Below are 25,535 nucleotides of genomic sequence, written 5' to 3'. Positions count from 1 at the left end.
CCGCACCATGGCCAGCACACCGTCCATCACCATTACCCGTCTCGATCTGCAGCGCCTCGAGCAGCTGCTCGACGGCCTCGATGATTTCGGCCCGACCGCCGAGGCCCTGCAGGCCGAGCTGGATCGCGCCGAGGTGGTCGGCCACGACCAGATTCCGGCCGGGGTGGTGACCATGAATTCACGCGTGCATTGTCGCGAGGAAGGAAGTGGCAAGGACTACCACCTGACCCTGGTCTACCCCAAGGACGCCGGCGGTGAAGGCAAGGTCTCGATCCTTGCACCGGTGGGTGCGGCCCTGCTGGGCCTGAGCGTCGGCCAGCACATCGACTGGCCGGCACCGGGCGGCAAGCAGCTCAAACTGACCCTGCTGGAGGTCGAATACCAGCCTGAAGCCGCCGGTGAATACGATCGCTGAGCTGTACCCGACTCGCGCTGATCCTGCTGCCGAGTCGCTTCTCCATTGCCCGGGGCGCGCACGGCGCGGCCCGGCCATCCGCTCAAGCGGTGACCGGCGGCCGTGCCACCGGGCTGCATGACGGCCCACATTCCTGCAGATCGATGCTGCGTTCGAACAGGCGCTGCACCGCCGGCTGATGGCTGACGCCGACCAGCGTGCAGCCCGGCAGGCGTCCGCGCAGGCGCATGAGGAGCCCGCAGGCGGCCCGTTCGTCGAGCTGGTTGGTGGCCTCGTCGAGGTACAGGGTATCGGGCCGATAGAGCAGAGCACGGGCCAGGGCCAGACGCTGCTGCTCGCCGCCCGAGAGTTCGCGGCCCCATTCGGCTTCCCGCTCCAGGTCTGCCGCCAGGTGGCCGAGGCCGACATCCTGCAGCGCGCCGATCAATTCCAGGGTGGCCGGTACCTGCGCCGCGGGGTAGGCCAGCGCTTCGTCGAGCCGGCCGCTGGCCAGGTAGGGCTTCTGGGGCAGCAGCAGGCTGCGCCCGCCAGGCAGTTGCCAACTGCCGCGGTGGTGCGGCCAGAGGCCCATCAGGGTGCGCAGCAAGGTGGTCTTGCCCAGGCCACTGGCGCCGGCCAGGCGCAGCCATTCACCGGGCCGCGCGTGCAGCGCCAGGCCGCACAGCAGCGCCTCGCCATTGGGCCGCAGCACATCCAGACCGCTGGTGCTGAGGCTCTCGCCACGTTCGAGTACGACCGGCTGCAGGCGCTCCATGGCCTCCTGGAACTGGCCCAGGCGCTGCACCGTGGCGCTCCATTCGGCCAGGTCGCGGTAGGAGAAGATGAACCAGCTCAGCGAACCCTGGACCGCGGTGAAGGCGCTGCGAATCTGCATGAGACCACCGAGGGTGATGGTCTTGGCGAGAAACAGCGGCAGCGCGATGAAGACCGGCACGATGTTGCTGACGCGGCTGTAGCCAGCGGTGAATATCCCGAGTTTCAGTTCCCGGCGCATCAGCCCGCGCCAGTTCTCGGCGATGGCGGCGAAGCGCCGTTCCAGGCCTTGTCGCTCGGCGTCTTCGCCGGCATACAGGGCGATCTGCTCGGCGTGCTCGCGCTTGCGCAGCAGGTCGGCACGAAAGGCCGCCTCGCTGCGCTGGCGCTCGTAGTTCAGGCCGTGCAACGGATGGCCCAACCAGTGCGTGAGCAGGGTGCCGACAAGGGTATAAAGAATCGCGGCCCAGACCAGATAGCCGTCGATGCTCAGCTCACGGCCGGCGACAGTGAAGGTCTGGGTGCCGGACAGCTGCCAGAGGATGCTGAAGAAGGCGCCGATCTGCAGGCTGTTGATAAACAGCGAGACGACGATGCCAACGGTCTTTTCCGTCAGCAGGTAGGCATCCTCGGCGATACGTTGATCCGGGTGGTCCGGCTCGCCGCCAAGGCCCAGGCGGTAATAGCGGCGCTCGCCCAGCCAGCGCTCCAGCAGGTGGTCGTTGAGGTGCTGGCGCCAGCGCAGCATCAGTGCCTTGTTGAACCAGTCCTTGGCGACGATGGCGCCGATCAGCACGCCGATGGCGATGGCGTACTGGCCCATCAGGCCAACCAGGGCCTTGCCGTCGAAGGTCGCCAGGGTGTCGTAGAAGGTCTTGCTCCATTCGTTGATGTACACGTTGACCTGTACCAGGCCCGCACCCATGGCCAAAGCCAGCGCCAGCAGGGCCCAGCCCGGCCGGCCGGCGCGGCTGCCCCAGAACGGTCTGGCGAGCCTGAAGAACAGGCGCAAGGTGTTCACGAACCGGCGCCTTCTGCAGGCAGCACCTGCATGCGCACCTCATTGGCCGGCGGGAAGATCTGCCGGGCCAGGCGCTTCATCGCCGTCGTTTCCAGCGCCGCGGGCAGCTTGTCCTGCTCGCTCAGGTAGCGCGGGTCGCCCCAGGCGCGCTCGCTGAGCATCAGCCGGTGCAGCTGGGTGGCGGGGTCTTCACGGCGCTGGTTTTCCTTGCGCTGCAGCTCATTGCGCAGGGCCGCCACGCGCGGCTCGGTGACTGCCTCTGGCAGCGCCGCCAGGGTTTCCTGGGCCAGTTGCCAGAGTTCATCGGCGCGCTGCGGCGCGCTGCTGAAATGCAGCTCGCTGTCGATGCGCTGGTGCGCGTGGCTCAGTTCGCTGTCGAAGCGCAGGCGGTAGATGCCGGTGGCATCGCCACGCAGGCGCTGCTTGAGTTCGGCGTTGGCAATTTCCCGCAGGGCGGCGATGCGCGCGGCGTCGGCCGGGTTCCAGGCGTGCGGCTGGAAGCTGCTGGCATACAGGCTGGCGCGTGGCTCCAGGGCGATGGCCAGTGTCGCCTGGCGACGACCGGGCTGGCGTGCCACGGGCGCAGCCTGCAAGGGTTCACCGCGGGGGATGGCCGCCAGGTAGCGGCTGACCAGCGCCTGCAGCTCGGCTTCGGGCAGGTCGGCCATCAGGTAGTAGGTCACCGGCGCGGCGGCCTGGTGGTGCCAGTCCGCTTCCAGCTGGGCGCGGCTCAGCGCGGGCAATGCTGCTGCGGTGGGGGCTTGCCAGTCGTCCTGGCCTTGCCTGAGGCGCCGCCAGGTGGCGTCCTGTTCGCTGCGCACGTGGTCGCGCTGGCGCTGCAACTGATCGTGGAGTTGCCCGACGCTGTCGCGGTAGGCCTGTTCATCCAGGCTGCGGCGTGTCTGCCGGGCCTGGTAGAAGGCCAGCAGGCTGGCCAGTTGCTGCGGCTCGGCGCTGCCCTGGGCTTCCAGGCGGCTGGCCTGTTGCTCGAAGGACAGCTGCACGCCTTCGCGTTTCTTCCAGGCGTTCAGCTGTTCTTCGCTCCAGCCGGTTGGCGGGGTCTGCAAGGCCAGCTGGCTGGCGATCTGCGCGCGCCAGGGCAACCCGCCCCGGTAGCCAAAGCCGGCACTGGAATCGACCCGCAACTGCACCTTGCCGTCGGCGCCGGGGCGGCGCAGCCATACCAGGCGGTCACCGTTGCTCAGTTGCCAGTGCTCGACCTTTTCGGCTGCGAAGCGGCGCCGCTCGATAATGCGCCCCGCGGGCAAGGTGCTGCTCAGCGTGGGGACCACGACCTCTGCCTGGGCAACGGGTGGCAGCGGCGCGGCCAGCTCGGTATCGGCCAGGATCTGCCATTGCCGCAGCACGCTGGCGGCTGTGGGCAGATCCAGTTCCATGCCTCCCGGCGCGCTGAGCTGCAGCACCCGATCCGGGCTGGCCAGCCAGCTGCGGAGGCGCCGCTGCAGGTCGTCCGCGTCGATGGCGTCCAGGTTGCTCAAGGTGATGCGGGCGATGGCTGCCGGTTCCTGCAGCACCCGCTCGGCAAGGGTCGCGTCATTGAGCTGGCGCACCCAGCCATCGAAGTCACGTGGTGCCGGATCGCTCAGCATGCGTTCGGCGATCCGGCGGATATCGTCCTTCACGGCCTGCACGTCGTCCTCGTGCAGCGGATGGCGGTCGATCCGCTGCAGCTCGCGCAGCAACGTCTGCAGCGACTGCTCGTGGTGCTGACCCTTGACCGCGGCGGCCACCGCCAGGACGCCGCTGCGCCGGCCGATCTGGGTCTTCACGGCAGTAAGGCTGCTGGTCTGGTTTTGCTCCAATGGCTGGCGGCGCAACTGATGCGACAGCACGCTGAGGGCCAAGCGGTCGATCAGCCGGTCTCGGCTGGCGGAGCGGGTCTGTTTGCGGCTGTCGAGCTGGCTGAAGCGAAACAGCAGGGCGACCTGGTTGCTGCCGCTCTGGCTGTCCTGTACGCGAAACACCTTCAGCCTGTCGTCCAGTGGCAGTTCCAGGTGCTCGCGACTCGGCACGTTGCCGCGCCGAGGCTTGGCGAACGCCTCCTCGATCTGCCCGATCAGCCGGTGCGGCTCGAAGTCGCCAACGACGTTCAACACCATGTTGTTAGGCAGGTACCAACGCTGCTGAAAGGCCTGCAGTGCGCCCAGCTGCGCCTGATCGATGGCCTGGCGGTTGCCGATGGTGCGGTGCGCGGGGTACCGCGAACCGGTGCGCTGGGCGGCGGTGCGCTTGGCGTTCATGCGCTGGGCCACGCCCAGGCCGCCGCGCCATTCCTCGATGACGATGGGACGCTCGCGGTTCAGGTCCTCTGCGGTGAAGTCGGCGGCGAAAGCCATGTTGGCCAGGGTCTGTAGCGCCAGCGCGGCGCTCTTGACGCCATCGGGCGGGCTGAGCAGGTACTGGGTGCGGTCGTAGCTGGTCACCGCATTGAAATGCCGGCCCTGTTGCCAGCCGGCCTTTTGCAGGCGCTGGCGCACGTCGAGCGGTTCACCGCCGTGGCTGTAGAAGGCCAGGTGCTCGAGCATATGGGCGACACCGACCTGGTCGTCGGCCTCGTCCACCGAGCCGGCGTGCACCGTCAGGCGCATATCCAGACGGCCCTTTTGCTCATCGGTGCGGATCAGGTTGTAACGCAGGCCGTTGGGCAGCTCGCCACGGGTGACGATGGGGTGCCACTGCAGCGGCGCGTCGCCGGCGGGCAGGGAGGTGCAGGCACCGAGCAGCAACGCTGCCAGTGCCGTGAGGAGGACTTTCACGGGATGCATGGTCGCGCGCCTTCTTAGAATTGGTAGCCGACTTCGAGCCAGTACTGGCGGCCCATTTCGTACTTGTAACCAGAGCTGCTGTAGATTTCGGCCACTTCATCCAGGACGTTCTTCACGTCCACGGCAATGAAGGCGGACTGGTCGCGCACCACCGGAATCTGCCATTTGGCGCGTAGATCCCAGGTAAAGGCGGCGTTGACCTCGCCGAAGTTGTAGTTGTCGTAGGTGGTTCCTCCAACCTCGATCGTCCCGTCGGCCACGATCTGCTCATACCCGGCGCGATAGCGAAGGAAGTTGCTGAGCGTCATGTTCGCCTGGGGGACGTGGGTGATGGTTGTCACGCGTGCCGTCCACGGGCGGTTGAAGTTGGCTGCAGGCAATTGGCTGTAGCGCATGAGCTGGCCGTCGTACATCACCAGTTCGTCGTTCAGCTCGTCGCGCGAGAATGAAACGTCGTAGTTGGAGTTGAACGTGCTGTGGGTGCGTGTCCAGTCGGCAGCAAACTGCACGTTGGAGCGAGTACCGAGCAGGCGAAACTCCGCGTCGGGCGTGATCGTCAGCGAAACCGCATCGGTCTCGCTGCTACCCGCGTTGGTATAAACGGTGTAAGTAGTGCTTTCGTTCAGGCCATCGCCGCTTGGCAGGCCGAGGTTCACGCCCTGAGTCCTGACCACCTGATCGCGTCCTTCGCGGCGCACGTACTTGAGCTCGAAGGTCGTGCTCAACCAGCGTTGCGCAATGCCAACCATCCATTCGTCGTTGTAGGGAATATCGATCTTGCGGAACGAGCTGCTATCGGCAACCCCTCTGGTGATCGGACCGAACTCGCTGAGCGTATTGCCTGTCGCGACCGGTCGCGACTGCCGGTATTCCAGGGATTCACGGCCATCTGCCAGGCGATACTTGAACATGGTCCGCCCGTAGTAGCGGTTGAACCCTGTCGTCAGTACCGTGCTTGAGTCGCCGAACAGGTCGTAGTCGGCGGAGAAGCGCGGAGCGATGGTTTTCTTTTCCATGTAGTCATCGCCATCGAAGCGGACGCCGGGGCGCACCTGCAAGCGGCCCCACTGCATACGATCCTGCAGGAACAGGGCGTAGCGCTTTTCGTCCATGGCTATTTCCCCGGCGTTGTAGTGCGTCAGGCTGCGGAAATACTGGCGGGTGAGAGCGCCCGATACGTTGGTGCCGATGGAGCAATACTCGCTATCGCGTTCTCCGCTCGAGAAATTGCAGGTGTTGGTGCCGGCTGGGGTCGCGGTCAAGGCGGCGGCAGTCGTTGCGCTTTCAGGGCGCTTGTAATTGGCCTGTTGATAGGCCAACTCCAGGCCCGCCTGGAAATTGTGCTCGATCCCCAGCGCGTGATTGGGCTCCCAATCGGATTTGAAGGTGTAGGTCATGCTTTTCTGACGTTGCTCGATATCGCCGAAGCTACCCTCGCGACTCAGGCTCGTATTACTGAGCGGATTGCCCCAATTCTTTTCACTCGACCATCGCCATTGCTTGCTGACGTTGCTGTCGCTGTCTCGGGAGCTTTGCAGATCGGTGTATGCAAGGTTGTGGGTGTAGGTCGCGTTATCGCCGAACCAAGTGGCTTTGACGGATGCCTGTTGGCCACCTTGAAGCAGGACAAAGTCGGAGTTCTTGGCGTTTTCGCGGAAGTACTCGCTTTCCTGAGGGGCGTGGGTGAGCGATACGTCGAGTTGCAGGCGGTCATTGACCTGCCAGTAGGTCTTGAGAAGGAAGTTGTCGATTTGCCGCGTCTGGTCTTTCTTGCTGGTGTCGCCGGCGCTGTTGAAATCATTGCTGTAGGCATTCAGCGGAATGGTGGAATGCTTGCGCGAAAAATTGAAAAGAGCGCCGAAGTTTTCGGTGAGATGACCTTCCAGGGTGCCCCTCAGGGTCCATTTCTCGAACTCGGGCTGTTCCTGGGCCGTGGTGGAATTTTCGAATCCCTCACGGTCTTCCTCGTTGATGTGATAGTTGGCCCAGGCTGAGCGGCTCATGCTGGCCGACAGCTTGCCGTGCAGCTCCTGTGTCGGGCGCCGGGTAATCGCGTTGATGACCCCGCCATTGAACCCGCCGTATTCGGCCGGTACGTTGCTGTCGTAGACCCTCACTTCTTCGAGCAGGTCGGCATCCAGGGCAATGCCGTGACTACGGCTGGGTGTACCCCTGGCATCGGCGATGGTGTTCCAGTCATGGCGGCCAGGGTCGATGTCATTGTTGATCCCCACGCCGTCGATCATGAAGCTGTTCTGATAGAACTCGGCGCCGTTGATGCTGATATCGGCAGGGTCGATTTCGCCGGGCGTGCTCGAGCTTTGCTGAGTGTTGCTGAATTGCACGCTGGGGTGCATCTGCAGCAGTGTGGTGATATCGCCGTTGGCGCCGGGAAAGGCTTCGATGGCTCGTCGATCCACCACCGTTTCGCCCATGAAGCTCTGGCTGGCTGCAGCGAGCACCACGGTATTGCCCAGCTCCAGCGCTTCCTGTTGGCTGGCCACCTGGAAGAAAGTCAGCACCTCCTGCTGATAGTTCCAGCCGATATTGCTGCCTTCCAGCAAACGCGACAGCGCCTGTTCGCTGCTTATCCGCCCGGTGATCGCCTTGCTGCGCAGGTGACCGACCAGCTGTTGATCGGCGCTGACCTGCAGGCCGCTCTGCTGGGCGAAGGCGATCAGGGCGTCGGCCAGGGGTTGGGCAGGAATGTCGAAGGCATGGTGTTGCTGCAGCAGTGCGCTTGAGGCGTGCTGCGCCATGGCCGTACCGACGCTGACCGGCAGGGCGCCGCACAGGCCGAGCAGGCCCAGGCTGATGGCTCTGCCCAGGGCCCTGGCAGGGATGAAGGGATTTGCGGGCAACCGCGACTGCTTGTTCATACCTTCCCCGAACGGGCCAGCGGCCCAATTGAAAGCTAATGCGAATCTGTATCGATTCGTGTTCGAGGCAATGACGTGTCGGCGTTGAAAATTTTCAGAGAAAGTCGAATTATTTTTTCGAGATCAGAAAAAGCCGCTCGAAAGCGGCTCAGGGTTCGCGGTCGACGACTCGCAGCCAGGCTGTCCAGGTGCTGACTCGCCCCTGATAGGGTTGGATGATGGCGCGCAGGGCGGCATCCGGGTTGCGCAGGTCGTAAACGCCGGTGATGCGCCTGTCGCCCAGTTCGACATCGCGTAACGCCAGCTTGCCCGGCAGATAGGGGCGCAATTCGTCGAGCACATCGGCAATGCGGGCGTCGCGCACCACCAGACGGCCTTGCTGCCAGGCGGCTATCCGGCTGACAGGGAGTGTGTCGCGAGTAACCTGGTCGCTGCCGCGCCACTGCAGCCGGTCGCCTGTGCGCAGCGCTTCGGCCAATGTCTGGTTGCCCTCGGCCACCCGCACCGAGCCATGCTGCACCGCGACGGTCAGTTGGCTGGGGCGCACGGCCACGTTGAACGCTGTGCCGGTCACGGTGATCTGCAGGTTGTCCGCATCGACCCTGAAGGGGCGGCTCTGGTCCGGGATTACTTGGAAGAACGCCTGGCCGCTGAGCAGGCGTACCTCACGGCGGCTGCCGTCGAACTCGACGCTGATCGCCGACTGGCTGTCGAGCTGCACGCGGCTGCCGTCGTCCAGCTCGATGCTGCGCTGCTGACCCAGGCCCGTACGGTAGTCGCTCTGGTAGCGGAGATAGGCGTCAGGGGCCATCCACAGCATGAAACAGGCGGCCAGCGAACCCGCCAGCAGGGCTGGCCAGCGCCGCCTGCGTGGGCGCTGCGAGCCTGGAGCTGAAACCGCCGCGGCAGCGATGCCGGCGGCCGGTATGCGGGGGCGTTCGGTGGGAGGCGGGGCTGCCGCTGCCGCGGTCGAGCCGGTCAGTTGCCAGACCCGCTCGGCCTTGCGGTAGGCCTCGACATGACGGGGGTCGATGGCCAGCCAGGCGGCCAGCTCGGTCCGCAGCGCGGCGTCCTCGGGGCGCTGCTGGATGCGCAGCAGCCAGTCCAGTGCGGTGTGGGTGAGGTTGCCGGTCATGGTCGTTGCGGATCGTCCTTAAAGGTGGGCAAGGGTCGCACACACGCGCCCCTGCGAGCAAAGGACGGCTCAGCGCCGCGGATTTTCAGCTCAGCCATTGGCCTGCTCCAGGCGATCGGCGCAATGACACAGCGCCTGGTGCACCAGTTGGTGCGCCAGGCCGACGGAAATATTCAAGGTGACGGCGATCTGCTGCAGGGTATGGCCTTCCAGGCGGTGCATGGCGAAGGCGCGCTGCACGCGAGGCGGCAGTTCAGCCAGGGCCGCGTTGACCAGGCGCAGCTCGGCGCTGGTGCTGGCCTGTTGCTCGGGCCCCGGCTTGTCGTCGGAGAGGGTTTCGAGCAGCTCGTCGCCATCGGGTTGGCGGCGCTCGGTCGCGTCCCGGCGGCTCAGGTCGAATGCCAGGTTGCGGACGATTCGGTAGAGATAGCCCACTGGCTGCTCGATCACCGCGTCGACGCTGTCGCGGCTGCTGAAGCGCAGCCAGGCTTCCTGCACCACGTCTTCGGCCTGGGCGCGGCAACTGAGCAGCGAGGCGGCGTAGTCCACCAGGGCGAGGCGGTGGAGGAGGTACAGGTCGAGTTTGGGATTGGTTGCTGGGGACACGATTGGCACTGCCGCAAGCCGTGCACAGCGGGCGTGCGACAGCGAGCGAGCATGTTAGCTTATCGTGAGAATTGTTATCAATAAGATCTGGGTGCGGCCAGCGCACCGTTCAGTGCCTCTTCGAGGCTGGCCTTGTAGCGCAGGTAATGCACTGCCGAGGGTTGCCTGTCGCCGAGTAGCGCGCAAAGGTCCAGGTCGGTGATATAGCAGGGATACGGCTGCTCCTCGCTGCGCTGGGCGAGGATATGCCGGGCCACGTTGGCGAACAGCTGCTCGCCGTGTTCGAGTTCGGAAAATTCCCGATGATTGCAGAACAGGCTGATGTAGGCGCGCGGGCCGGTGCCCGGCTCGACGATGGCCTGCACGTCATAGAACGGCAGGCTGAGTTCGCTCTGCGGCGGCGACCTGGGCTCCAGGCGTTGCGCGCGCAGCGGGGCGGCGGGCAGCAGTTGGTGGTAGAGAATTTCCAGGGGCTGTTGCGGCCCTTCCAGGGCCTGGGCGGCAGCGCGCCGGAACAGCAACGATTGCAGGAAGCGGTGCAGCGGCGTCAGCAGGCTGGTTTCGTTATGGAACGGCGCCTGGCTACGCCAGAGTGCACCGCATTCGTCCAGCACGCTGATCTGGGCCAGACCCTCCGTTTCGTGCAGGCGGTAGAACACCTGGATGCACGCCGGGCGTCCGGCTTCGAGGATCAGCGCCAGGTCGTCGCCCGCCAGCGCGTTGCGGTCCAGGCGCAGCGCGCTGTACTCGGCGCGATCCTGGGCAAGGTGTTCGAGCAGCGCAGGCCGATCCTGCAGCATGCTGTGCCGGACGTTGCCGGGTGACAGATCGAGCAGGTGATAGCGGCGGGCGATCTGCAGCAGGTAGCGCGGCCGCTCGCCGCTGTCGAGGCAGTCGATCAACTCGCCGAGCAGGCCCTCGACGCGCTCGACTATGGTCGCGGCGCGGTTGCGGCAATAGCAGAACACCCGCAGGTTGGCACGCTCACCGCGGGCGGGCAGGGCACTGAGTACATCGCTCAGGCAGTCAAGCAGGGCGGTGGGACCCTCGTAACGTTCGACCAGCAGCTCGTTCCAGCTGTTGAGGGTGATCCGGTCGAGGGTCAGTACCAGGTTGTCGCGCACGCCCGAGTAGCCCAGTGGGTCGGTGCGCTCACTGGTCATGTGCACGTTCATCTGGCTGTGCTGCTTGAGCGGGTCGCGGCCGACGTTGATCAGCAACAGCTCCTCGGCCGGCCGACGCGGTCGCGCCAGGGCGGCCTCGGTCACGGCTGGCAACGGCATGGGCAGGTTCTGGGCCAGGCAGCCGAGCAACTGGCTGAGTTCGAACTCGGCAAGATCGCTGTCGCCCGGATGCAGTGACAGGTGGGTGCCGCTGTCGATCACGCCGTTGCGGTGGCTCCAGGCGAGCAGCTCGATCAGGCTGCGGGCCTGGCGCAGGGGCGCGAAATCCTGCCATTCCTGTGGGCCCAGGCTGCCGTTGTAAAGCGCCCAGCGCTCGCCCTTGGGCGTCGGGTTATGCACCAGGGTCAGGGTGTCTTCGCCCAGATCCGGGGCGATGCCCGGGTTGATGAATTCCACCTTGCCGGCGCGGCGTTCGAAGGCGGCATACAGGCGTCGGCCCAATACGGCCAGGTCGCGGCTATCGGCGGCCACGCCATCGGCGCGATGGCGGGCGAACAGCGACAGAAAGCGGTAGCTGTAGTTGAGTTCGTTGACCAGCGCCTGGCGTTCGGCGACGACCTGGCGGACCTTCCACTGACTGCGGCTGTCGAGCAGGATCAGCTGGCGTTCGCCCCAGCCCCACTCGCCCGTCAGCCGCTCGAGCAGCAGGCGTTGCCAGCTCTTTTCACGGTGGCGCGGTGGTTTGCTGATCTTCTTGTTGACCTTCAGGTACAGGCAGCGCCTGACCAGCTCCAGGCGCTCGGTTTCGCCGCGCGCCTGCAGGTATTCCTCCAGGCGGCGGTAGATCAGCACATAGGGGTCCAGCTCGTCGAGGTCGAGCAGGCCGTCGTAGACCGCCTGCTTGAAGCGCAGCGACAGGCAGCGCACCTGGGGATGCTCGCTGGCATAGACCTCGGTGAGCAGCAACTTGAGCGCCGACTTGTAGGGTGATTCGATGCCCTTGAACAGCTGCCACATGCCGGCACCGAGAAATTCACCAGCCGGCACCTGGGCCAGGTGGCCAAAATCGAGCACGTCTTCGGCGCGGACGAAGCGTTTGCTCAGCAAGGTCTCGGTCACCTGGGCGTAGCGATGTTCGTCGCCGGCCGGCACCAGCCACCACAGCGGCATGCGCCCGCCCAGCCAGATCGCCGTGCGGTAGAACTCGTCGAGGAGCAGGAAATGCTGGGTGGTGCCGCAGTCGTCCGAGGTCAGCTGCGCTTCCCGCACGCCGCTGCGAAAGCGTTCGGGGTCGATCAGGAAGAAATGCGCCTCGGCACCCTGGCCGGCCGCCCAGCTCTGCAGCAGGTCGCATTTGCGTTGCAGCGTTTCGCGGGCGACCGCGTCGAGATCACTGGCGTGGCAGACCCACAGGTCCATGTCGCTCTGCTCGGCCTGGGCCAGGGTGCCCAGGCTGCCCATCAGAAACAGGCCATGAATGGGCATCGGCGCCTGGGCGCGAGCCGGCTTGTAGGCGAACGAGCGGGTCAGGCGCTGGGCTTCGGCCAGCAAGTCGGCCGCGGGTTCGAAGCCGGCCAGCCCGGCCGGCGCCTGCGCCGACACATAGCCGGGCAGCAGCGGATGATTGACGTGGAACAGCAGTGGCAGCAACGTCAGCACCCGCTGCTGGCGGGGCGACAGGGCCTGCATGGCGCGCTGCTGACGACCGTGGTTGATGCGCATGAAGCGCGCACGCAGCTGGGTCAGCACCTTGCGGTCGATGCCGTCATCGATGTCGGGGCGCAGGGGAAGGTGGCGCGTCATGCTCGGGCTCGGCCGGGTGATGAGCAAGCCTACAGGCGCGGCGTGCCTGCTCGCAATGACCGCCGGGAAGGGCCTGCCGCATCGGGCGGCAGGCAGCATCAGGCGTCAGCGTGCCTGGGCAGTGGTGAGGATGGTTTTCAGGCTTTGCGCGTGCTCGGCGGCTTCGTGGCCCAGGCGGGTCAGGTAGCCGCCATCGGGGAGGGTGATCAGGCCCTTGTCATGCAGACGCCCGGCAGCGGCGACGGCCGACGAGGCGGCATCGTGGTGGATTTTCAGACCCTCCTGACCATTGTCGAGGTTGAACAGCAAAAGAATTTCCAGTTCGGCGACCAGATCGGCATTAAAGACCATGGTGACTCCTGCCTGTTGTTGTCGTGTACGGCCTGGGCCGTGGGCGCGCGGGGCCATCCCGCAGACCCAGTGTAGTCAAGCAGGCGGCGGTTCGCCGAGGTCAGTCTTGCTCGGGCAGTGTTGGCAGGGCGCGCAGCAGCCGCTCGTAGTTCTCGGCATCGAAGGGGCGGTCTTCGCGCAGCATGGCGTCCACTTCGTGGGCCAGCGCCATGGCCATCATCTGCACGCTTTCCTCACGCCCGTGGCCGACCAGCGTCAGCTTGTTCAGCACCGCCTGCGCAAAGGCCGGCTCGCCGGATTCCAGCTGATTCTCGATGGCCTGCACCAGGGTGCTTTCGGTGAAGGTGTCGTCGTCGTGCTCGTCGGCAGTGCTCATGGGGCGCGGCTCCGTATTGGCTGAAATAAGCCGCAGTTTGACAGTTGCGCCTCGAGAATGGCCACATGGCAAATAATTCCTACAATATGGGAGTCTGTTTCGCATATTGAGAATTGCTGAAAAGCCGATTAGAGTCCATCGCCAGGAGAAACCCCATGTCCGAGAAAAACAACATTCAGGCACCCACGGGTGCCCAGGCGCTGTTCCGTGGCCTGGCCGTGATCGACGCCGTTGCCCAGGGCGCCAGCAGCCTGGTCGATATCGGCGCGACCATTGGCTGCACACGCAGCACCACCCATCGGCTTATTGCCGCACTGGTGCAGGCGGGTTATCTGCGTGCCATCGGCGGCAGCGCGGGTGGCTATCAACTGGGCCCCAGGCTTATCGAGCTCGGCTACAAGGCGCGTGCGCAGATGCCGCTTGCCAATGTCGCGCGGCCGCATCTGGAAGCACTGGCACGCCTGACACAGGACACCGTGCACCTGGGCGTGCGTGAGGACGGCGATGTGCTCTACATCGAGAAGCTGCCCAGTAGCCGCGGCCTGGAAATGCGCTCGCGGATCGGCCTGCGCATGCCGCTGGCGCTGACCGGCATCGGCAAATCACTGATGCTCGACCTGCCCGAGGCCCAGTGGCAGGCGCTCTACCAGCAGGGTCTGCAACGTCGAGCCGGACAGTCAGGCCTGCGCGAAGAATTCACCCCCTGGGACGATTTTCGCGCACTGATGAACGGCTATGCCGACGGCGGTTTCAGCTTCGATCTGGAAGAGAACGAGCTGGGCGTGCGCTGTGTCGCCGCCCCGGTGCGTGACGCCAGCGGGCAGATCGTCGCTGCGTTAAGCGTCGCCAGCGCCATCCCCTACATGCCTGAGGCGCGCCTGCATGAGTTGCGCCCAGAGGTGATCGCCTGCGCCGTGGCCATTTCCCGAGAACTGGGCTGGAGTGCCTCATGACCGAACGTCTCGTGCCGACGCTGATTGCCCTCGACTGGGGAACCTCATCGCTACGTGCCTACCTGCTCGGTGATGGCGGCCGGGTGCTGGCCATGCAGAGTCGGCCATGGGGCGTACAGCACACGCCAGATGGCGACTTCGCCCGCGCTTATGCAACGCTGGTCGGTGACTGGTACCGTCAATGGCCAGGGCTGCCTGCGCTGGCGTGCGGCATGATCGGCAGCCGTCAGGGCTGGCGTGAAGTGCCGTATGCACGCTGCCCGGCGACGGTGGACGACCTGGTCGACGGGCTGCTGGCGCTGGATACGCCCTGCGGCACGTTGCATCTGCTGCCGGGCGTGCTCGATGCCAGCGCCTTGCCCAACGTGATTCGCGGCGAAGAAACCCAGGTGTTCGGTGCCCTGCAGCTGGCCCCTGAACTGCGCGAAAACGCGCTGCTGGTGCTGCCCGGTACCCACAGCAAATGGGTCACGGTGCATGAGGGGGCGATCAGCCGCTTCACCACCCATATGACCGGCGAGCTGTTCGCGGTCCTGCGCGATCATTCGATTCTCGGCCGTCCGGCCCGCGAAGCGGGTAGCGAGCGCAGTGATGAAGCCTTTCACCGCGGCCTCGATGCGGCCCGTAGCAGCGCTGCTGAAGGCGTGTCCGGCCGTTTGTTCAGTACCCGCAGCCTGTTGCTTACCGAGCGCCTGACGGCCGGCGAAAGCCTGGATTATCTGTCTGGATTGCTGATCGGCGAGGAGCTGCGCAGCGTGCTTGCCAGCCTTGAAAACGCCGCCTGCCCGCCACTGGTACTGATTGGCGATGCCCACCTGTGTGACCGCTATCGCCTGGCCCTGGCGCGCTTTGGCGTCGCGTCCGTACGGACACTGGAGAATGCCGGTGTCGCTGGTCTCTGGTACCTGGCCTGCGCAGCCAGATTGATCACCGCAACGCCCATCCCCGTTTCGAGGAGTGCCCTGCATGTCTGACAGCTACCTGCAGCAATTGCCACTGATCGCCATTCTGCGTGGCGTCACGCCCCAAGAGATCGTGCCGGTCGGCCTGGCACTTTATGAGGCCGGCTTTCGGCTGATCGAGATTCCGCTGAACTCGCCACAACCGTTGCAGAGCATCAGCCTGCTGGCGGCCAGGTTGGGCGATAGGGCGCTGATCGGCGCCGGCACCGTACTGAGAATCGAGCAGGTCGAAGAGGTGGCGCAGGCCGGTGGACGGCTGATCGTGTCGCCCAACTGCAACCCCGACGTGATTCGTGCCACGCGTCGTGCCGGGCTGTTCAGCTCGCCCGGCGTGGCAACGCCGAGTGAGGGGTTTGCGGCGCTGGACGCCGGCGCCCAGGTGCTCAAATTGTTTCCCGCCGAGCAATTCAACCCCTCGATCGTCAAGGCCTGGCGCGCGGTGTTCTCGCGGGATATCGCCCTGCTGCCGGTGGGGGGCATCACCTCTGACGTTATGGCGGCCTATGTAGCCGCTGGTGCCAGCGGCTTTGGTCTCGGTTCGGCACTGTATAAACCAGGCATGAGCGCCGCTGAAGTGGGCGAGAACGGCAAGGCCTTCGTGGCAGCCTGGAGGGCCACGCAACACTGAGATTCGCTGCACCCGACCACCATGACAGCCGTACCCGACAATAATAAAAGGAGAGCTCGTTATGCTCGTTAACCATGCACCTCGCACTTCCCCGCTCGGCAAGCTACTGAGCCGTGCCGGCTGTAAGCTGGCCGCACTGAGCCTCGCCTTGGGCCTGGCCATGCCGGCAATGGCCGCCGAATGGCCGAGCCGCCCCGTCAGCATCATCGTGCCGGCTGGTGCGGGCGGTGGCTCGGACGGCACCGCGCGCATCCTGTCCAAGTACCTCAAGCAGGAGCTGGGGCAGCAGTTCAATGTCATCAACCTGGGGCAGGGCGGCGGCGTGGTCGGCATCCAGCGGATCATCAGCGCGAAGGCTGACGGTTACACCCTGGGCATCCTGTTCAACTACGCGCACTACAAGGAAATGGGCCAGGCCGACTTCAAGGCGAGCGACTTCACGCCTATAGGCCAGTACAACTTCGACCTCGCCGGTTTCCAGGTCAATACCGACTCGCCCTTTACCAGCCTGCGGCAGGCGCTCGATGCGCTGAAGGCCGACCCTGGCAAATACACCATTGCCTGTGCCGGCGGTTGCGGCGGTTCCTGGCCGATGGCGGTGGCCGGCCTGCTGGATGCCTGGCAGGTCGACCTGCAGAAGGTGCGCATGATTCCCGGCCAGGGCGCCGCTGCGGCGATGCAGGACCTGGCTGCCGGTGGTGTCGACTTCGTGCCCTGCTCGCTGCCCGAGGCCGATGCGCTGCTGCGCTCGAACAAGGTTCGCAGCCTGGCGGTATTCGGTTCCGAACGCCAGGCCGCCTACCCGGACGTGCCGACCCTCAAGGAGGAAACCGGTCTGGATCTGGAGCTGGGCTCGTTCCGTGCGCTGGTGGCACCTGCTGGCCTGCCGGATGACATCAAGGTCAAGCTCGAAGCGACCCTGGAGAAGATCTACAACGACCCCGAGTGGCGCAAGGAAATGGAAGCCCGCGGCTTCCGTCCGCAGTGGCGCAACGCCGAGGCCTTCGGTGAGTACCTGGAGCAGCACACCCGTGACGTCCAGGCGCTGATCGGCAAGCTCAACCCGTAAATCGTTGCGGTGCCATGCCTGCCTATCCGGCGGCGCGGCACCCGGCTGCTCGCCAGGAGCGCACACCATGAAATTCAGCGACATCGCCCTCGGGGTGCTCTTCACCCTGCTCGGGCTGGGTATTCTGCTGCACGGCCAGCAGATGAAAACTTCACCGTTCTTCCAGTACGGTGCCGGCTTTTTTCCGTCGATCATCGGCAGCCTGCTGGCGGTTTGCGGGGTGATTCTGCTGATCAAGGGCGTGCGTGTGGCGCTGGTTCAGCAGGGCAGCGGTTTCTGGCTGGCGCAGGCCGGCCCCTGGCTGCGCGACCGTGAGCGGCTGAGCAACATCGTGCTGGTGCCGCTGCTGGTGGTGGTGTTCATCGCCACCATCGAAAGTGTCGGCTTCCCGCTCTGCAGCGTGGTGCTGGTTGGCGTGTTGTGCCAGCGCTTCAGCGGCCGGCCGTTGATGTCCTGGATGACGGCGGTATGGGTCACCCTGTTTCTCTACCTGTTCTTCCAGCAGGTGATGAGCGTGCAACTGCCTATGGGCGTTCTTACCGATTACCTGGGGGGTTGAGTGTGGACACGATAATCAACGCTTTCGGCATGGTGATGACGTTCGAAGTACTGGCCGTGATGGTGATCGCTGCCATCTACGGGCTGTTTGTCGGTGCCATCCCCGGCCTCACCGCGACCATGGCGATCGCGCTGATGGTGCCGGTGACCTTCTTCATGGATCCGGTGCCGGCCATTTCCGCGATCGTCACCATGGCCGCGATGGCGATTTTTTCCGGTGACCTGCCCGCGGTGTATATGCGCATGCCCGGTACGCCCGCTTCGGCGGCCTACACCGAACCATGCTATGGCCTGGCGCAACGTGGCCTGGGTGAGTATGCCCTGAGTATGAGCGCGATCAGCTCGGCCATCGGCGGCAGTATCGGCGTATTGGCGCTGATTCTGTTCGCGCCGTTCCTGGCCGAGTTCGCCCTCAACTTCAGCTCGTTCGAATACTTCTGGCTGGCCTGCATGGGGCTGACCGCCGCCATCGCGGTCTCCGACAGCTCGCCGGTCAAAGGCGCGATTTCGCTGCTGCTGGGATTGCTGGTGGCCAGCGTCGGGCTGGATCCGGTGTCGGGCGAGGCGCGCTTCACGTTTGGCAATGCCGACCTGCTCGGCGGCCTGGGCTTCATCCCGGTGATCATCGGCCTGTTTGCCGTGGCGGAAATCTTGCGTTTCTGCACCCGCAACAGCCGTGCCGGTAATTCCCGGCAGGCCGCGCTGGTGGCGCAGAAGCCCATGCTGCTGCAAGCGCTGCGCGACATCTTCAAGTACAAGGCGGGTGTGGGCCAGGGCTCGTTCGTCGGTGTGCTGGTCGGCATCCTGCCGGGGGCGGGCGCCGATGTGGCTGCGTACATATCCTACGCCATGTCCAAGCGCGCCGCCGCCAGGCGCACCACGCCGGATGAGGTCAACATGGCCAAGATCGTTCCGGCCACCGCCGCCAACAATGCGGCAGTGGGTGGCAGCTTCATCCCGGCCACGGTGTTCGGCATTCCCGGTGATTCGCTGACCGCCATCGTCATCGGCGTGCTGTTCATGAAGGGGCTGAATCCGGGGCCGACGATCTTCACCGAGAACGCCGACATGATCAACGCGGTGTTTCTGGCCTTCCTGCTCGCCAACATCCTGCTGATCCCTTTCGGCTTTCTCGCCATCAAGCTGTTCAAGCGCGTGCTGCAGGTGCCCCAGAGCATCCTCATGCCGGTGATCCTGGCGTTCTCCATCGTCGGCGCCTTCGCGGTGGAAAACACCCTGTTCGCCATCGTCACCATCCTTGCCTTCGGCATCGTCGGCTTCCTGATGGAAGAGAACGGCTTTCCGTTGGCGCCGATGATTCTCGGCATCGTCCTCGGGCCGATGCTCGAGGAAACCTTCATCACTTCGATGATGCGCGCCCAGGGTGACCTGATGGTGTTCTTGGAACGCCCGGTTTCCCTGGCGCTGGCGATCATCACACTGTCGCTGTGGATGCTGCCGCTGCTACTGCGTGTGCTCAAGCGCCGCGCCGGCATTACTGCGCCACCTCCTGCTCACCCTAAAGAGGAATGTTCCCAATGACCTTCGATGACCTGCGCGGCAAGCGCGTGCTGATCACCGGCTCCACCCTGGGTATCGGCCTGGCGACTGCCCGTGCCTTCGCCAAGCTTGGCGCCAACGTCGGCATCACCGCGCGCAACACGCCGGCCCATCTCGATGCGCTGCTCGCAGAGCTGTCGGGCGATGGTGGCCAGGCGGCGTTCTTCGCCGGCGATCTCGGCAAGACCGAGGCCTGTGTGGCCACCGTCGCGGCGTTCGTCGAGCGTTTCGGCGGTATCGACGTGCTGATCAACAACGCAGGTGCGCTCCTGGAGCGCCGTGGCCTGGAGAGCATCGACGATGACTTCTTCGACGCCATGACCGACGTCAACCTGCGCTCGGCGCTGATGGTCACCCGGGAGGCTATTCCTTATCTGCGCGCCTCGGCCAAGGCCAGCGGGCAGAGTGCAGCGGTGATCACCACCGGCTCGATCGCCGCGCATGGTGGCGGAGGTCCAGGCGCCAGCCTGTATGCAGCGGCCAAGGCCTGGCTGCACAACATCCAGCGTAACTGGGTGCGTGAATTCACCCCGGCCAATATCCGCTTCAACATCGTCTCCCCGGGCACCGTCGACACCGCCTTCCATGCCGACAAGGACGACGCGGCCCGTGCTGCGGTCAGCACCACGATTCCCATGGGCCGTTTCGGCACGCCGGAAGAGATGGCGCCGTCGTACCTGTTTCTTGCCTCGCACGCCTGCAGTGGCTACATCACCGGCCAGGTGCTCGACGTCAACGGCGGGCAGGCAATGCCATGAGTACGCCTGCCGAGTTCGCGCCTGGCGTGCTGGGCTACGGTGCACCTATCGGGTTGCAGCTGGCGCGCCATATCGCGGCGGCCGCTGAGCGTGAGGCGCTGACCCATGGCTGGCCGATGGTGATCGCCGTGGCCGACAGCGGCGGCAATCTGGTGCTGCTGCACAAGCTCGATGAGGCGGCGCTGGGCAGTGTCGAGGTGGCGATCAGGAAAGCGTCCACCGCGGCGCAGTTCAAGCGCTCCACCAAGGGTTTCGAAGAAACCCTGGCCACCGGCGGCGCAGCACTGCGGCTGCTGTCGATGCACAATGCCATTTTGCTGGAAGGCGGCGTGCCGCTGGTGCACGACGGCAAGGTCATCGGCGCTATCGGGGTGTCGGGCATGCACCCGACGCAGGACGGAAAGGTGGCGTTGGCGGGAGCCGCTGCGCTGGCGTGATTGCAGCGCCCGCGCACCCAGGTGCGCGGGTACTTGCGTCTCAGGGGCGGTTGGCGATCTTCTGCAGGTTCTCGTGAATCTTGAACAGCACGATCATCAGCTCGCAGCCGATACGGGCGCCGATGACGCCGCCGACCAGGGTGCCCAGGCCGCCGAGGAAACTGCCGTAGGCGCCGAACATCATCGTCAGGCTGCTCACCGCCACGCTGAGCAGCATCAGCCAGTAGACGAAGGTGATGATTTTCGGGGTGAGCATCGCGTCGAAGAAGAACAGGTTCTTCATGGGGTTAACTCCAGTCCATGGGTTGGCGAATGCCCGGCCGCTTGCACCCGCCGGGCGCAACCCGTAGCTCGGGCGGGGCGCAGGGTAGCAGTCCCCAGGGGCTGCGGCCAGTTGTCCGAAATGCCACTGGCGGGGCCTGGCGAATGCCGCTAGCGTGTTGTCCTGACCGAGCCCGGTCTGCCTACCAGAGGAAAGGTATCCATGCTCAGACTCCATGGTTTCGCTGTCAGCAACTACTACAACATGGTCAAGCTCGCTCTCCTGGAAAAGGGCCTGCCGTTCGAGGAGGTGCAGGTCTTCGCCTCTCGCGACGCGGCCTTCCTGGCGATCAGCCCGCGCGGCAAGGTGCCGGTGCTGCAATGCGCGCACGGCTACATCAGCGAGACCTCGGCCATTCTCGAATACCTCGAGGCGCTGGGCCAGGGCCCGGCGCTGCTACCCAAGGGCGCCTACGAGCAGGCGCGGGTGCGTGAACTGGCCAAGCACATCGAGCTGTACATCGAGCTGCCGGCCCGCGCCTGCTACGCCCAGGCATTCTTCGGCCTGCAGGTCGACCCGGTGATCCAGGCCAAGAGCCGTGAAGAACTGTTGGCCGGTATCGACGCGCTCAAGCGCCTCGCCAGGTTCTCGCCCTATGTGGCGGGCGACAGCCTGAGCCTGGCCGACCTGTATTTCCTGTACAGCCTCGACCTTGCCGCCGCGGTGGCCCACAAGCTGTTCGCCATCGACCTGCTGGGCGATTTCCCCAAGGCCAGGGCACTGCTCGAACGCTTTGCCGAGAACCCCAACGTGCAGCGCATCGCGGCGGACAAGGACGCGCTGATGGGGCCATTCCTGGCCCACATGAAAGCCCGTTTCGGCGGCTGATCAGCCGGCGGCGAAGCTCGTCAGGGCTTCGCCGGTCAGGCGATAGCCGATCCATTCGTTCTGCGGCTTGGCACCGATGGAATCGTAGAACTCGATGGCCGGCGTGTTCCAGTCCAGCACCGACCACTCGAAACGACCGCAACCGCGCGCCACCGCCAGCTTGGCCAGGTGGCGCAGCAGCGCCTTGCCGGCACCGACACCGCGCTGCTCAGGGGTGACGTAGAGGTCTTCCAGGTACAGGCCGTGCTTGCCCAGCCAGGTCGAGTAGTTGAAGAAATACACGGCGTAGCCGATCGGCTTGCCGTTCAGTTCGCAGATCAGGCCGTGGGCGGTGCTGCCCTCGCCGAAAAGGCTGGTTTCGATGCCGGCGACATTGGTCTTCACCTCGTGCTCGGCCTTCTCGTAGATGGCCAGGTCGGTGATGAAGCGCAGGATCAGGGCGGCATCTTCGCGCACGGCAGGGCGAATGGTGAGGGGCATGGGATCTCTCATTGAGGTTTCAGCTATAGGTGATGTTCAGCCAGGCCAATGGCAAGCCCACGAGGCAAAAGAAGCCGAACGCGGCGACCCAGGACGTACGTGAGCCCATTGGATCGTCCACGCGCAGTGGCAGGGCTGGGTAGCGGCCCAGTGTCAACAGGCGCAGGGCTAGCCAGCCGGTGATGTACAGGATGTAGCCGACTATGCCCTCAAGTACCCACTCGGCGAGTAGCGCCAAGCCACGCAGCAATAATTCAGGCATGGGAACTCCTTTCCCGTTTCTCGCCGAGGCATGCTTAGCGGCTCGCCAGCAGCTCCCGGCCGCGTGCCACCGCCGCACGCACCTGAGCCGGTGCGGTGCCGCCAATGTGGTCGCGGGCATTCACCGAGCCTTCCAGGGTCAGCACAGTGAATACGTCCTGCTCGATCTGGTCGCTGAACTGGCGCAGCTCGTCCAGGCTCATCTCGGCCAGGTCCTTGCCGCTGTCGACGCCGTATTTCACCGCGTGGCCGACGATCTCGTGGCAGTCGCGGAACGGCAGGCCCTTGCGCACCAGGTAATCGGCCAGGTCCGTGGCGGTGGAGAAGCCGCGTAGCGCCGCTTCACGCATGATGGTGTGCTTGGGCTTGATCGCCGGGATCATGTCGGCGAAGGCACGCAGCGAATCGCGCAGGGTGTCGGCGGCGTCGAACAGCGGTTCCTTGTCTTCCTGGTTGTCCTTGTTGTAGGCCAGCGGCTGGCCTTTCATCAGGGTCAGCAGGCCGGTCAGGGCGCCGAACACGCGGCCGGTCTTGCCGCGCACCAGCTCGGGCACGTCAGGGTTCTTCTTCTGCGGCATGATCGAGCTGCCGGTGCAGAAGCGATCGGGCAGGTCGATGAACTGGAACTGGGCACTGGTCCACAGCACCAGTTCTTCGGAGAAGCGCGACAGGTGCATCATCGCCAGGGAGGCGGCAGCGCAGAATTCGATGGCGAAGTCGCGATCCGACACGCCGTCCAGGGAGTTGCCGCCCACCGCATCGAAGCCCAGCAGCTCGGCAGTGATTTCACGCTGAATCGGGTAGGTGGTGCCGGCCAGCGCGGCGCTGCCCAGGGGCATGCGGTTGGTGCGCTTGCGGCAGTCGACCAGGCGCTCGTGGTCGCGGCTGAGCATCTCGAACCAAGCCAGCAGGTGATGGCCGAAGGTCACCGGCTGGGCGGTCTGCAGGTGGGTGAAGCCGGGCATGATGGTCGCGGCTTCACGCTCGGCCTGTTCCAGCAGGCCCTGCTGCAGGCGGGTGATCTCGGCGAGGATCAGGTCGATCTCGTCACGCAGCCACAGGCGGATGTCGGTGGCCACCTGATCGTTGCGCGAGCGGCCGGTGTGCAGCTTCTTGCCGGTCACGCCGATGCGGTCGGTCAGGCGCGCCTCGATGTTCATGTGCACGTCTTCGAGGTCGACGCGCCAGTCGAAGGTACCGGCTTCGATCTCGCCCTGGATCTGCGTGAGGCCATCGATGATCGCGTCGCGCTCGGCATCGGTGAGCACACCGACCGTGGCCAACATGCTGGCATGGGCGATGGAGCCCATGATGTCGTGGCGGTACAGGCGCTTGTCGAATTCCACCGAGGCAGTGAAGCGGGCGACGAAGGCGTCGACGGGCTCGCTGAAGCGGCCGCCCCAGGACTGGTTGGTTTTCTCTTGGCTCATGAATATGACTCGGCTGTAGGCGTATTCGGACGGATCGAGGCGGCCCGTCATGGCGGAAAAAGTGTGCCGATGATAACAGACCCTGCACCCGGCGCAGCGGCCGGTGCGAGTGTCGCCTGGGTCACAGTTTCACCCCTTCGCCATGGGTTTACGCGGCTTATTTCGCTCGCCTGCCGTGACCTCTCTTGCCGGTTGTGCAGCGCCCGCCGAAACTGCAGCGATGAACGATAAACGCATGACCTCGACCCCCCAGGCGCCGAACGATTTCTTCGTGCCCGAACTGTGCCAGCCCGAAGCGCTGCTCAGCACCGTGCTGCTCGCCGAGTTGCTGGTGCTGGTGCTGGTGCTCGCCGAGCCGATGCTGCCCGGTTTCGACTGGGTGCGTCTGGCGCTGACCTCGTTGTTCGTGCAGTGGATCGTGTTGTTGTCCTCGGCGCTGCTGTGCCGCCTCAGGCCGCTGCTCGCGCGGCTGCCGGCAATGTGGGCGGGGGCGGCCTGCTGCGCCCTGGTGGTGGGGCTGACACTGGGCTGTACGGCAGTGGCCGACTACTACGACCTTGGCGGCCCGCTGCCCCATGAGGGTGAGGTCAATCTGTACCTGCGCCATGCGCTGATCAGCCTGATCATGTCGGCGCTGCTGCTGCGCTATTTCTATCTGCAGAGCCAGTGGCGGCGTCAGGAGCAGGCCGAGCTGCGCGCACGCATCGAATCACTGCAGGCGCGTATCCGCCCGCACTTCCTGTTCAACAGTTTGAACAGCATCGCGAGCCTGGTTGTCACAGATTCTGCCAGGGCGGAACAGGCGGTGCTGGATCTCTCCGACCTGTTCCGGGCAAGCCTGGCCAAGCCCGGTAGCCTCGTCAGTTGGAGCGAGGAACTGGAACTGGCACGGCGGTACCTGTCGATCGAGCAATACCGGCTTGGCGAACGGCTTCAATTGCAGTGGGACGTCGACGATGTACCCGCTGACCTGCCGATACCCCAGCTGACCCTGCAGCCTTTGCTGGAGAACGCTCTGATCTACGGTATCCAGCCACGTATCGAGGGGGGACTGGTGCAGATATCAGCCACATACAACGATGGAATCTTCCATCTCAGCGTCTCCAATCCCTTTGATGAGGGCGGCGCACCCATGGCCTCGCGCGGCACGCACCAGGCATTGGCCAACATCGATGCACGGCTTGCGGCACTTTTCGGTTCGCAGGCCAATCTCAGTGTGGAGCGCCGCGATGGCCTTCACTACACCCGTCTACGCTACCCATGTGCAAGACCCATGCAGGAAGCCAGATCATTATGAATGTCTTGATCGTTGATGACGAACCCCTTGCCCGTGAGCGCCTGAGCCGAATGGTGGCCGCGCTGGACGGCTATCGTGTGGTCGAGCCCTCTGCGAGCAATGGTGAAGAGGCGTTGGCGCTCGTCGAGAGCCTCAAGCCCGATGTCGTGCTACTCGACATCCGCATGCCCGGCCTCGATGGCCTGCAGGCCGCTGCCAAGCTGTGCGAGCGCGAGGCGCCGCCGGCGGTGATCTTCTGCACCGCCCATGACGAGTTCGCGGTGGAGGCATTCCAGGTCAGCGCGGTGGGCTATCTGGTCAAGCCCGTGCGCCCCGAGCACCTCGAGGACGCGCTGAAGAAAGCCGAGCGCCTCAATCGCGTACAGCTGGCGGCGCTCACCCGCCCGGCAGCGGAAAGTGGCGTTGGCCCGCGCAGTCATATCAGTGCGCGTACTCGCAAGGGCATCGAGCTGATTCCCCTGGATGACGTGATCTATTTCATCGCCGATCATAAATACGTCACCTTGCGCCATGAGGGAGGCGAGGTGCTGCTCGACGAGCCGCTCAAGGCCCTCGAAGACGAATTCGGTGATCGCTTCGTGCGTATCCACCGCAACGCCCTGGTGGCGCGCGAGCGCATCGAGCGCCTGCAGCGCACCTCGCTGGGCCATTTCCAGCTCTACCTCAAGGGCCTCAATGGTGATGCGCTGGTGGTCAGCCGCCGCCATGTCGCGGGTGTACGCAAACTGATGAGCCAGATCTAG

25 protein-coding genes are annotated in these 25,535 nt (G+C 65.0%); 13 read left to right on the top strand and 12 right to left on the bottom strand.

The features are described from left to right. Positions 1-7 precede the first annotated feature (7 nt). Positions 8-415: a nucleoside diphosphate kinase regulator gene (gene rnk / locus SA190iCDA_RS00860; RefSeq protein ID WP_070885930.1), complete on the top strand. Its 408-nt coding sequence runs from the start codon at positions 8-10 to the stop codon at positions 413-415. Positions 416-497: 82 nt separating this feature from the next. Here rnk and SA190iCDA_RS00855 read toward each other — a convergent pair whose 3' ends face one another. Genes SA190iCDA_RS00855 through SA190iCDA_RS00845 form a run of 3 tightly spaced genes read right to left on the bottom strand, consistent with a single transcriptional unit; the run spans position 498 to position 7,539 of the window. Then, positions 498-2,189 carry an ABC transporter ATP-binding protein/permease gene (locus SA190iCDA_RS00855; RefSeq protein WP_070885931.1) on the bottom strand — a complete coding sequence of 564 codons (1,692 nt, stop codon included), beginning with the start codon at positions 2,187-2,189 and terminating at the stop codon, positions 498-500. Next, entirely contained in the window at positions 2,186-4,975 is a 2,790-nt protein-coding gene (locus tag SA190iCDA_RS00850; protein WP_070885932.1) for a M16 family metallopeptidase, read from the bottom strand. Before SA190iCDA_RS00850 ends, SA190iCDA_RS00855 begins: the two co-directional genes overlap by 4 nt. A 14-nt stretch (positions 4,976-4,989) precedes the next feature. After that, a complete protein-coding gene (locus tag SA190iCDA_RS00845; protein WP_236100977.1) occupies positions 4,990-7,539 on the bottom strand; it encodes a TonB-dependent receptor plug domain-containing protein in 2,550 nt (849 codons plus the stop codon). 54 nt (positions 7,540-7,593) lie between these two features. Here SA190iCDA_RS00845 and SA190iCDA_RS23125 point away from each other — a divergent pair, with 54 nt between their 5' ends. Then, positions 7,594-7,719, top strand: a complete 126-nt coding sequence (locus SA190iCDA_RS23125; protein WP_268963864.1) for a hypothetical protein — start codon at positions 7,594-7,596, stop codon at positions 7,717-7,719. Positions 7,720-8,002: 283 nt separating this feature from the next. Here the strand turns inward: SA190iCDA_RS23125 and SA190iCDA_RS00840 are convergent, their stop codons facing one another. The 5 genes from SA190iCDA_RS00840 to SA190iCDA_RS00820 all read right to left on the bottom strand — a co-directional run bounded on the left by SA190iCDA_RS00840 (position 8,003) and on the right by SA190iCDA_RS00820 (position 13,249). Then, on the bottom strand, positions 8,003-8,989 hold the full coding sequence (locus SA190iCDA_RS00840; RefSeq protein ID WP_070885933.1) for a FecR family protein: 987 nt from the start codon (positions 8,987-8,989) through the stop codon (positions 8,003-8,005). 90 nt (positions 8,990-9,079) lie between these two features. Continuing rightward, a complete protein-coding gene (locus tag SA190iCDA_RS00835) occupies positions 9,080-9,595 on the bottom strand; it encodes a sigma-70 family RNA polymerase sigma factor (RefSeq protein ID WP_070886192.1) in 516 nt (171 codons plus the stop codon). Positions 9,596-9,672: 77 nt separating this feature from the next. Further along, the gene (locus tag SA190iCDA_RS00830; RefSeq protein ID WP_070885934.1) at positions 9,673-12,522 is read right to left on the bottom strand and encodes a class I adenylate cyclase; all 2,850 of its coding nucleotides are present in this window, start codon (positions 12,520-12,522) and stop codon (positions 9,673-9,675) included. A 105-nt stretch (positions 12,523-12,627) separates the two neighbouring features. Next, positions 12,628-12,873: a TIGR02647 family protein gene (locus SA190iCDA_RS00825; protein WP_070885935.1), complete on the bottom strand. Its 246-nt coding sequence runs from the start codon at positions 12,871-12,873 to the stop codon at positions 12,628-12,630. Positions 12,874-12,973: 100 nt separating this feature from the next. Further along, a complete protein-coding gene (locus tag SA190iCDA_RS00820) occupies positions 12,974-13,249 on the bottom strand; it encodes a hypothetical protein (protein WP_070885936.1) in 276 nt (91 codons plus the stop codon). Positions 13,250-13,404: 155 nt separating this feature from the next. On the opposite strand from SA190iCDA_RS00820, the gene SA190iCDA_RS00815 reads away from it, so the two are divergent. From SA190iCDA_RS00815 to SA190iCDA_RS00780, 8 genes are all read left to right on the top strand, one after another. Further along, positions 13,405-14,202, top strand: coding sequence for an IclR family transcriptional regulator (locus tag SA190iCDA_RS00815; RefSeq protein ID WP_070885937.1), 798 nt, complete (start codon positions 13,405-13,407; stop codon positions 14,200-14,202). After that, complete coding sequence (locus SA190iCDA_RS00810) at positions 14,199-15,176, top strand: 2-dehydro-3-deoxygalactonokinase (RefSeq protein WP_070885938.1); 978 nt, start codon at positions 14,199-14,201, stop codon at positions 15,174-15,176. The genes SA190iCDA_RS00815 and SA190iCDA_RS00810 overlap by 4 nt, the downstream gene beginning before the upstream one ends. Beyond that, entirely contained in the window at positions 15,169-15,792 is a 624-nt protein-coding gene (locus SA190iCDA_RS00805) for a 2-dehydro-3-deoxy-6-phosphogalactonate aldolase (RefSeq protein ID WP_070885939.1), read from the top strand. Before SA190iCDA_RS00810 ends, SA190iCDA_RS00805 begins: the two co-directional genes overlap by 8 nt. A 61-nt stretch (positions 15,793-15,853) precedes the next feature. Then, entirely contained in the window at positions 15,854-16,861 is a 1,008-nt protein-coding gene (locus SA190iCDA_RS00800) for a Bug family tripartite tricarboxylate transporter substrate binding protein (RefSeq protein ID WP_070885940.1), read from the top strand. 67 nt (positions 16,862-16,928) lie between these two features. Then, positions 16,929-17,420, top strand: a complete 492-nt coding sequence (locus SA190iCDA_RS00795; RefSeq protein ID WP_070885941.1) for a tripartite tricarboxylate transporter TctB family protein — start codon at positions 16,929-16,931, stop codon at positions 17,418-17,420. 29 nt (positions 17,421-17,449) lie between these two features. Then, positions 17,450-18,961 (top strand): tripartite tricarboxylate transporter permease, encoded by a 1,512-nt coding sequence (locus SA190iCDA_RS00790; RefSeq protein ID WP_070885942.1) that lies wholly within the window; start codon positions 17,450-17,452, stop codon positions 18,959-18,961. Continuing rightward, positions 18,958-19,737 carry an SDR family NAD(P)-dependent oxidoreductase gene (locus SA190iCDA_RS00785; RefSeq protein ID WP_070885943.1) on the top strand — a complete coding sequence of 260 codons (780 nt, stop codon included), beginning with the start codon at positions 18,958-18,960 and terminating at the stop codon, positions 19,735-19,737. Before SA190iCDA_RS00790 ends, SA190iCDA_RS00785 begins: the two co-directional genes overlap by 4 nt. Continuing rightward, positions 19,734-20,174, top strand: coding sequence for a GlcG/HbpS family heme-binding protein (locus SA190iCDA_RS00780; RefSeq protein WP_070885944.1), 441 nt, complete (start codon positions 19,734-19,736; stop codon positions 20,172-20,174). The genes SA190iCDA_RS00785 and SA190iCDA_RS00780 overlap by 4 nt, the downstream gene beginning before the upstream one ends. 40 nt (positions 20,175-20,214) lie before the next feature. Here the strand turns inward: SA190iCDA_RS00780 and SA190iCDA_RS00775 are convergent, their stop codons facing one another. Further along, positions 20,215-20,457, bottom strand: coding sequence for a DUF4282 domain-containing protein (locus tag SA190iCDA_RS00775; protein WP_070885945.1), 243 nt, complete (start codon positions 20,455-20,457; stop codon positions 20,215-20,217). Positions 20,458-20,658: 201 nt separating this feature from the next. Here SA190iCDA_RS00775 and SA190iCDA_RS00770 point away from each other — a divergent pair, with 201 nt between their 5' ends. Continuing rightward, positions 20,659-21,324, top strand: coding sequence for a glutathione S-transferase family protein (locus SA190iCDA_RS00770; RefSeq protein ID WP_070885946.1), 666 nt, complete (start codon positions 20,659-20,661; stop codon positions 21,322-21,324). On the opposite strand, the gene SA190iCDA_RS00765 is transcribed toward SA190iCDA_RS00770, so the two are convergent. Genes SA190iCDA_RS00765 through argH form a run of 3 tightly spaced genes read right to left on the bottom strand, consistent with a single transcriptional unit; the run spans position 21,325 to position 23,495 of the window. After that, positions 21,325-21,804, bottom strand: a complete 480-nt coding sequence (locus SA190iCDA_RS00765; RefSeq protein ID WP_070885947.1) for a GNAT family N-acetyltransferase — start codon at positions 21,802-21,804, stop codon at positions 21,325-21,327. A gap of 19 nt (positions 21,805-21,823) precedes the next feature. Then, positions 21,824-22,066 carry a hypothetical protein gene (locus SA190iCDA_RS00760; RefSeq protein WP_070885948.1) on the bottom strand — a complete coding sequence of 81 codons (243 nt, stop codon included), beginning with the start codon at positions 22,064-22,066 and terminating at the stop codon, positions 21,824-21,826. A 34-nt stretch (positions 22,067-22,100) separates the two neighbouring features. Continuing rightward, complete coding sequence (gene argH, locus SA190iCDA_RS00755; RefSeq protein ID WP_070886193.1) at positions 22,101-23,495, bottom strand: argininosuccinate lyase; 1,395 nt, start codon at positions 23,493-23,495, stop codon at positions 22,101-22,103. Positions 23,496-23,715: 220 nt separating this feature from the next. On the opposite strand from argH, the gene SA190iCDA_RS00750 reads away from it, so the two are divergent. Together SA190iCDA_RS00750 and SA190iCDA_RS00745 are read left to right on the top strand one after the other, a co-directional pair. Next, entirely contained in the window at positions 23,716-24,792 is a 1,077-nt protein-coding gene (locus SA190iCDA_RS00750; RefSeq protein ID WP_070885949.1) for a sensor histidine kinase, read from the top strand. Further along, positions 24,789-25,535 (top strand): LytR/AlgR family response regulator transcription factor, encoded by a 747-nt coding sequence (locus tag SA190iCDA_RS00745; protein ID WP_070885950.1) that lies wholly within the window; start codon positions 24,789-24,791, stop codon positions 25,533-25,535. The genes SA190iCDA_RS00750 and SA190iCDA_RS00745 overlap by 4 nt, the downstream gene beginning before the upstream one ends.

The organism is Pseudomonas argentinensis (genome assembly GCF_001839655.2).
Lineage (GTDB): Bacteria > Pseudomonadota > Gammaproteobacteria > Pseudomonadales > Pseudomonadaceae > Aquipseudomonas > Aquipseudomonas argentinensis_B.
This window is presented reverse-complemented; position numbering and strand designations above follow the sequence as displayed.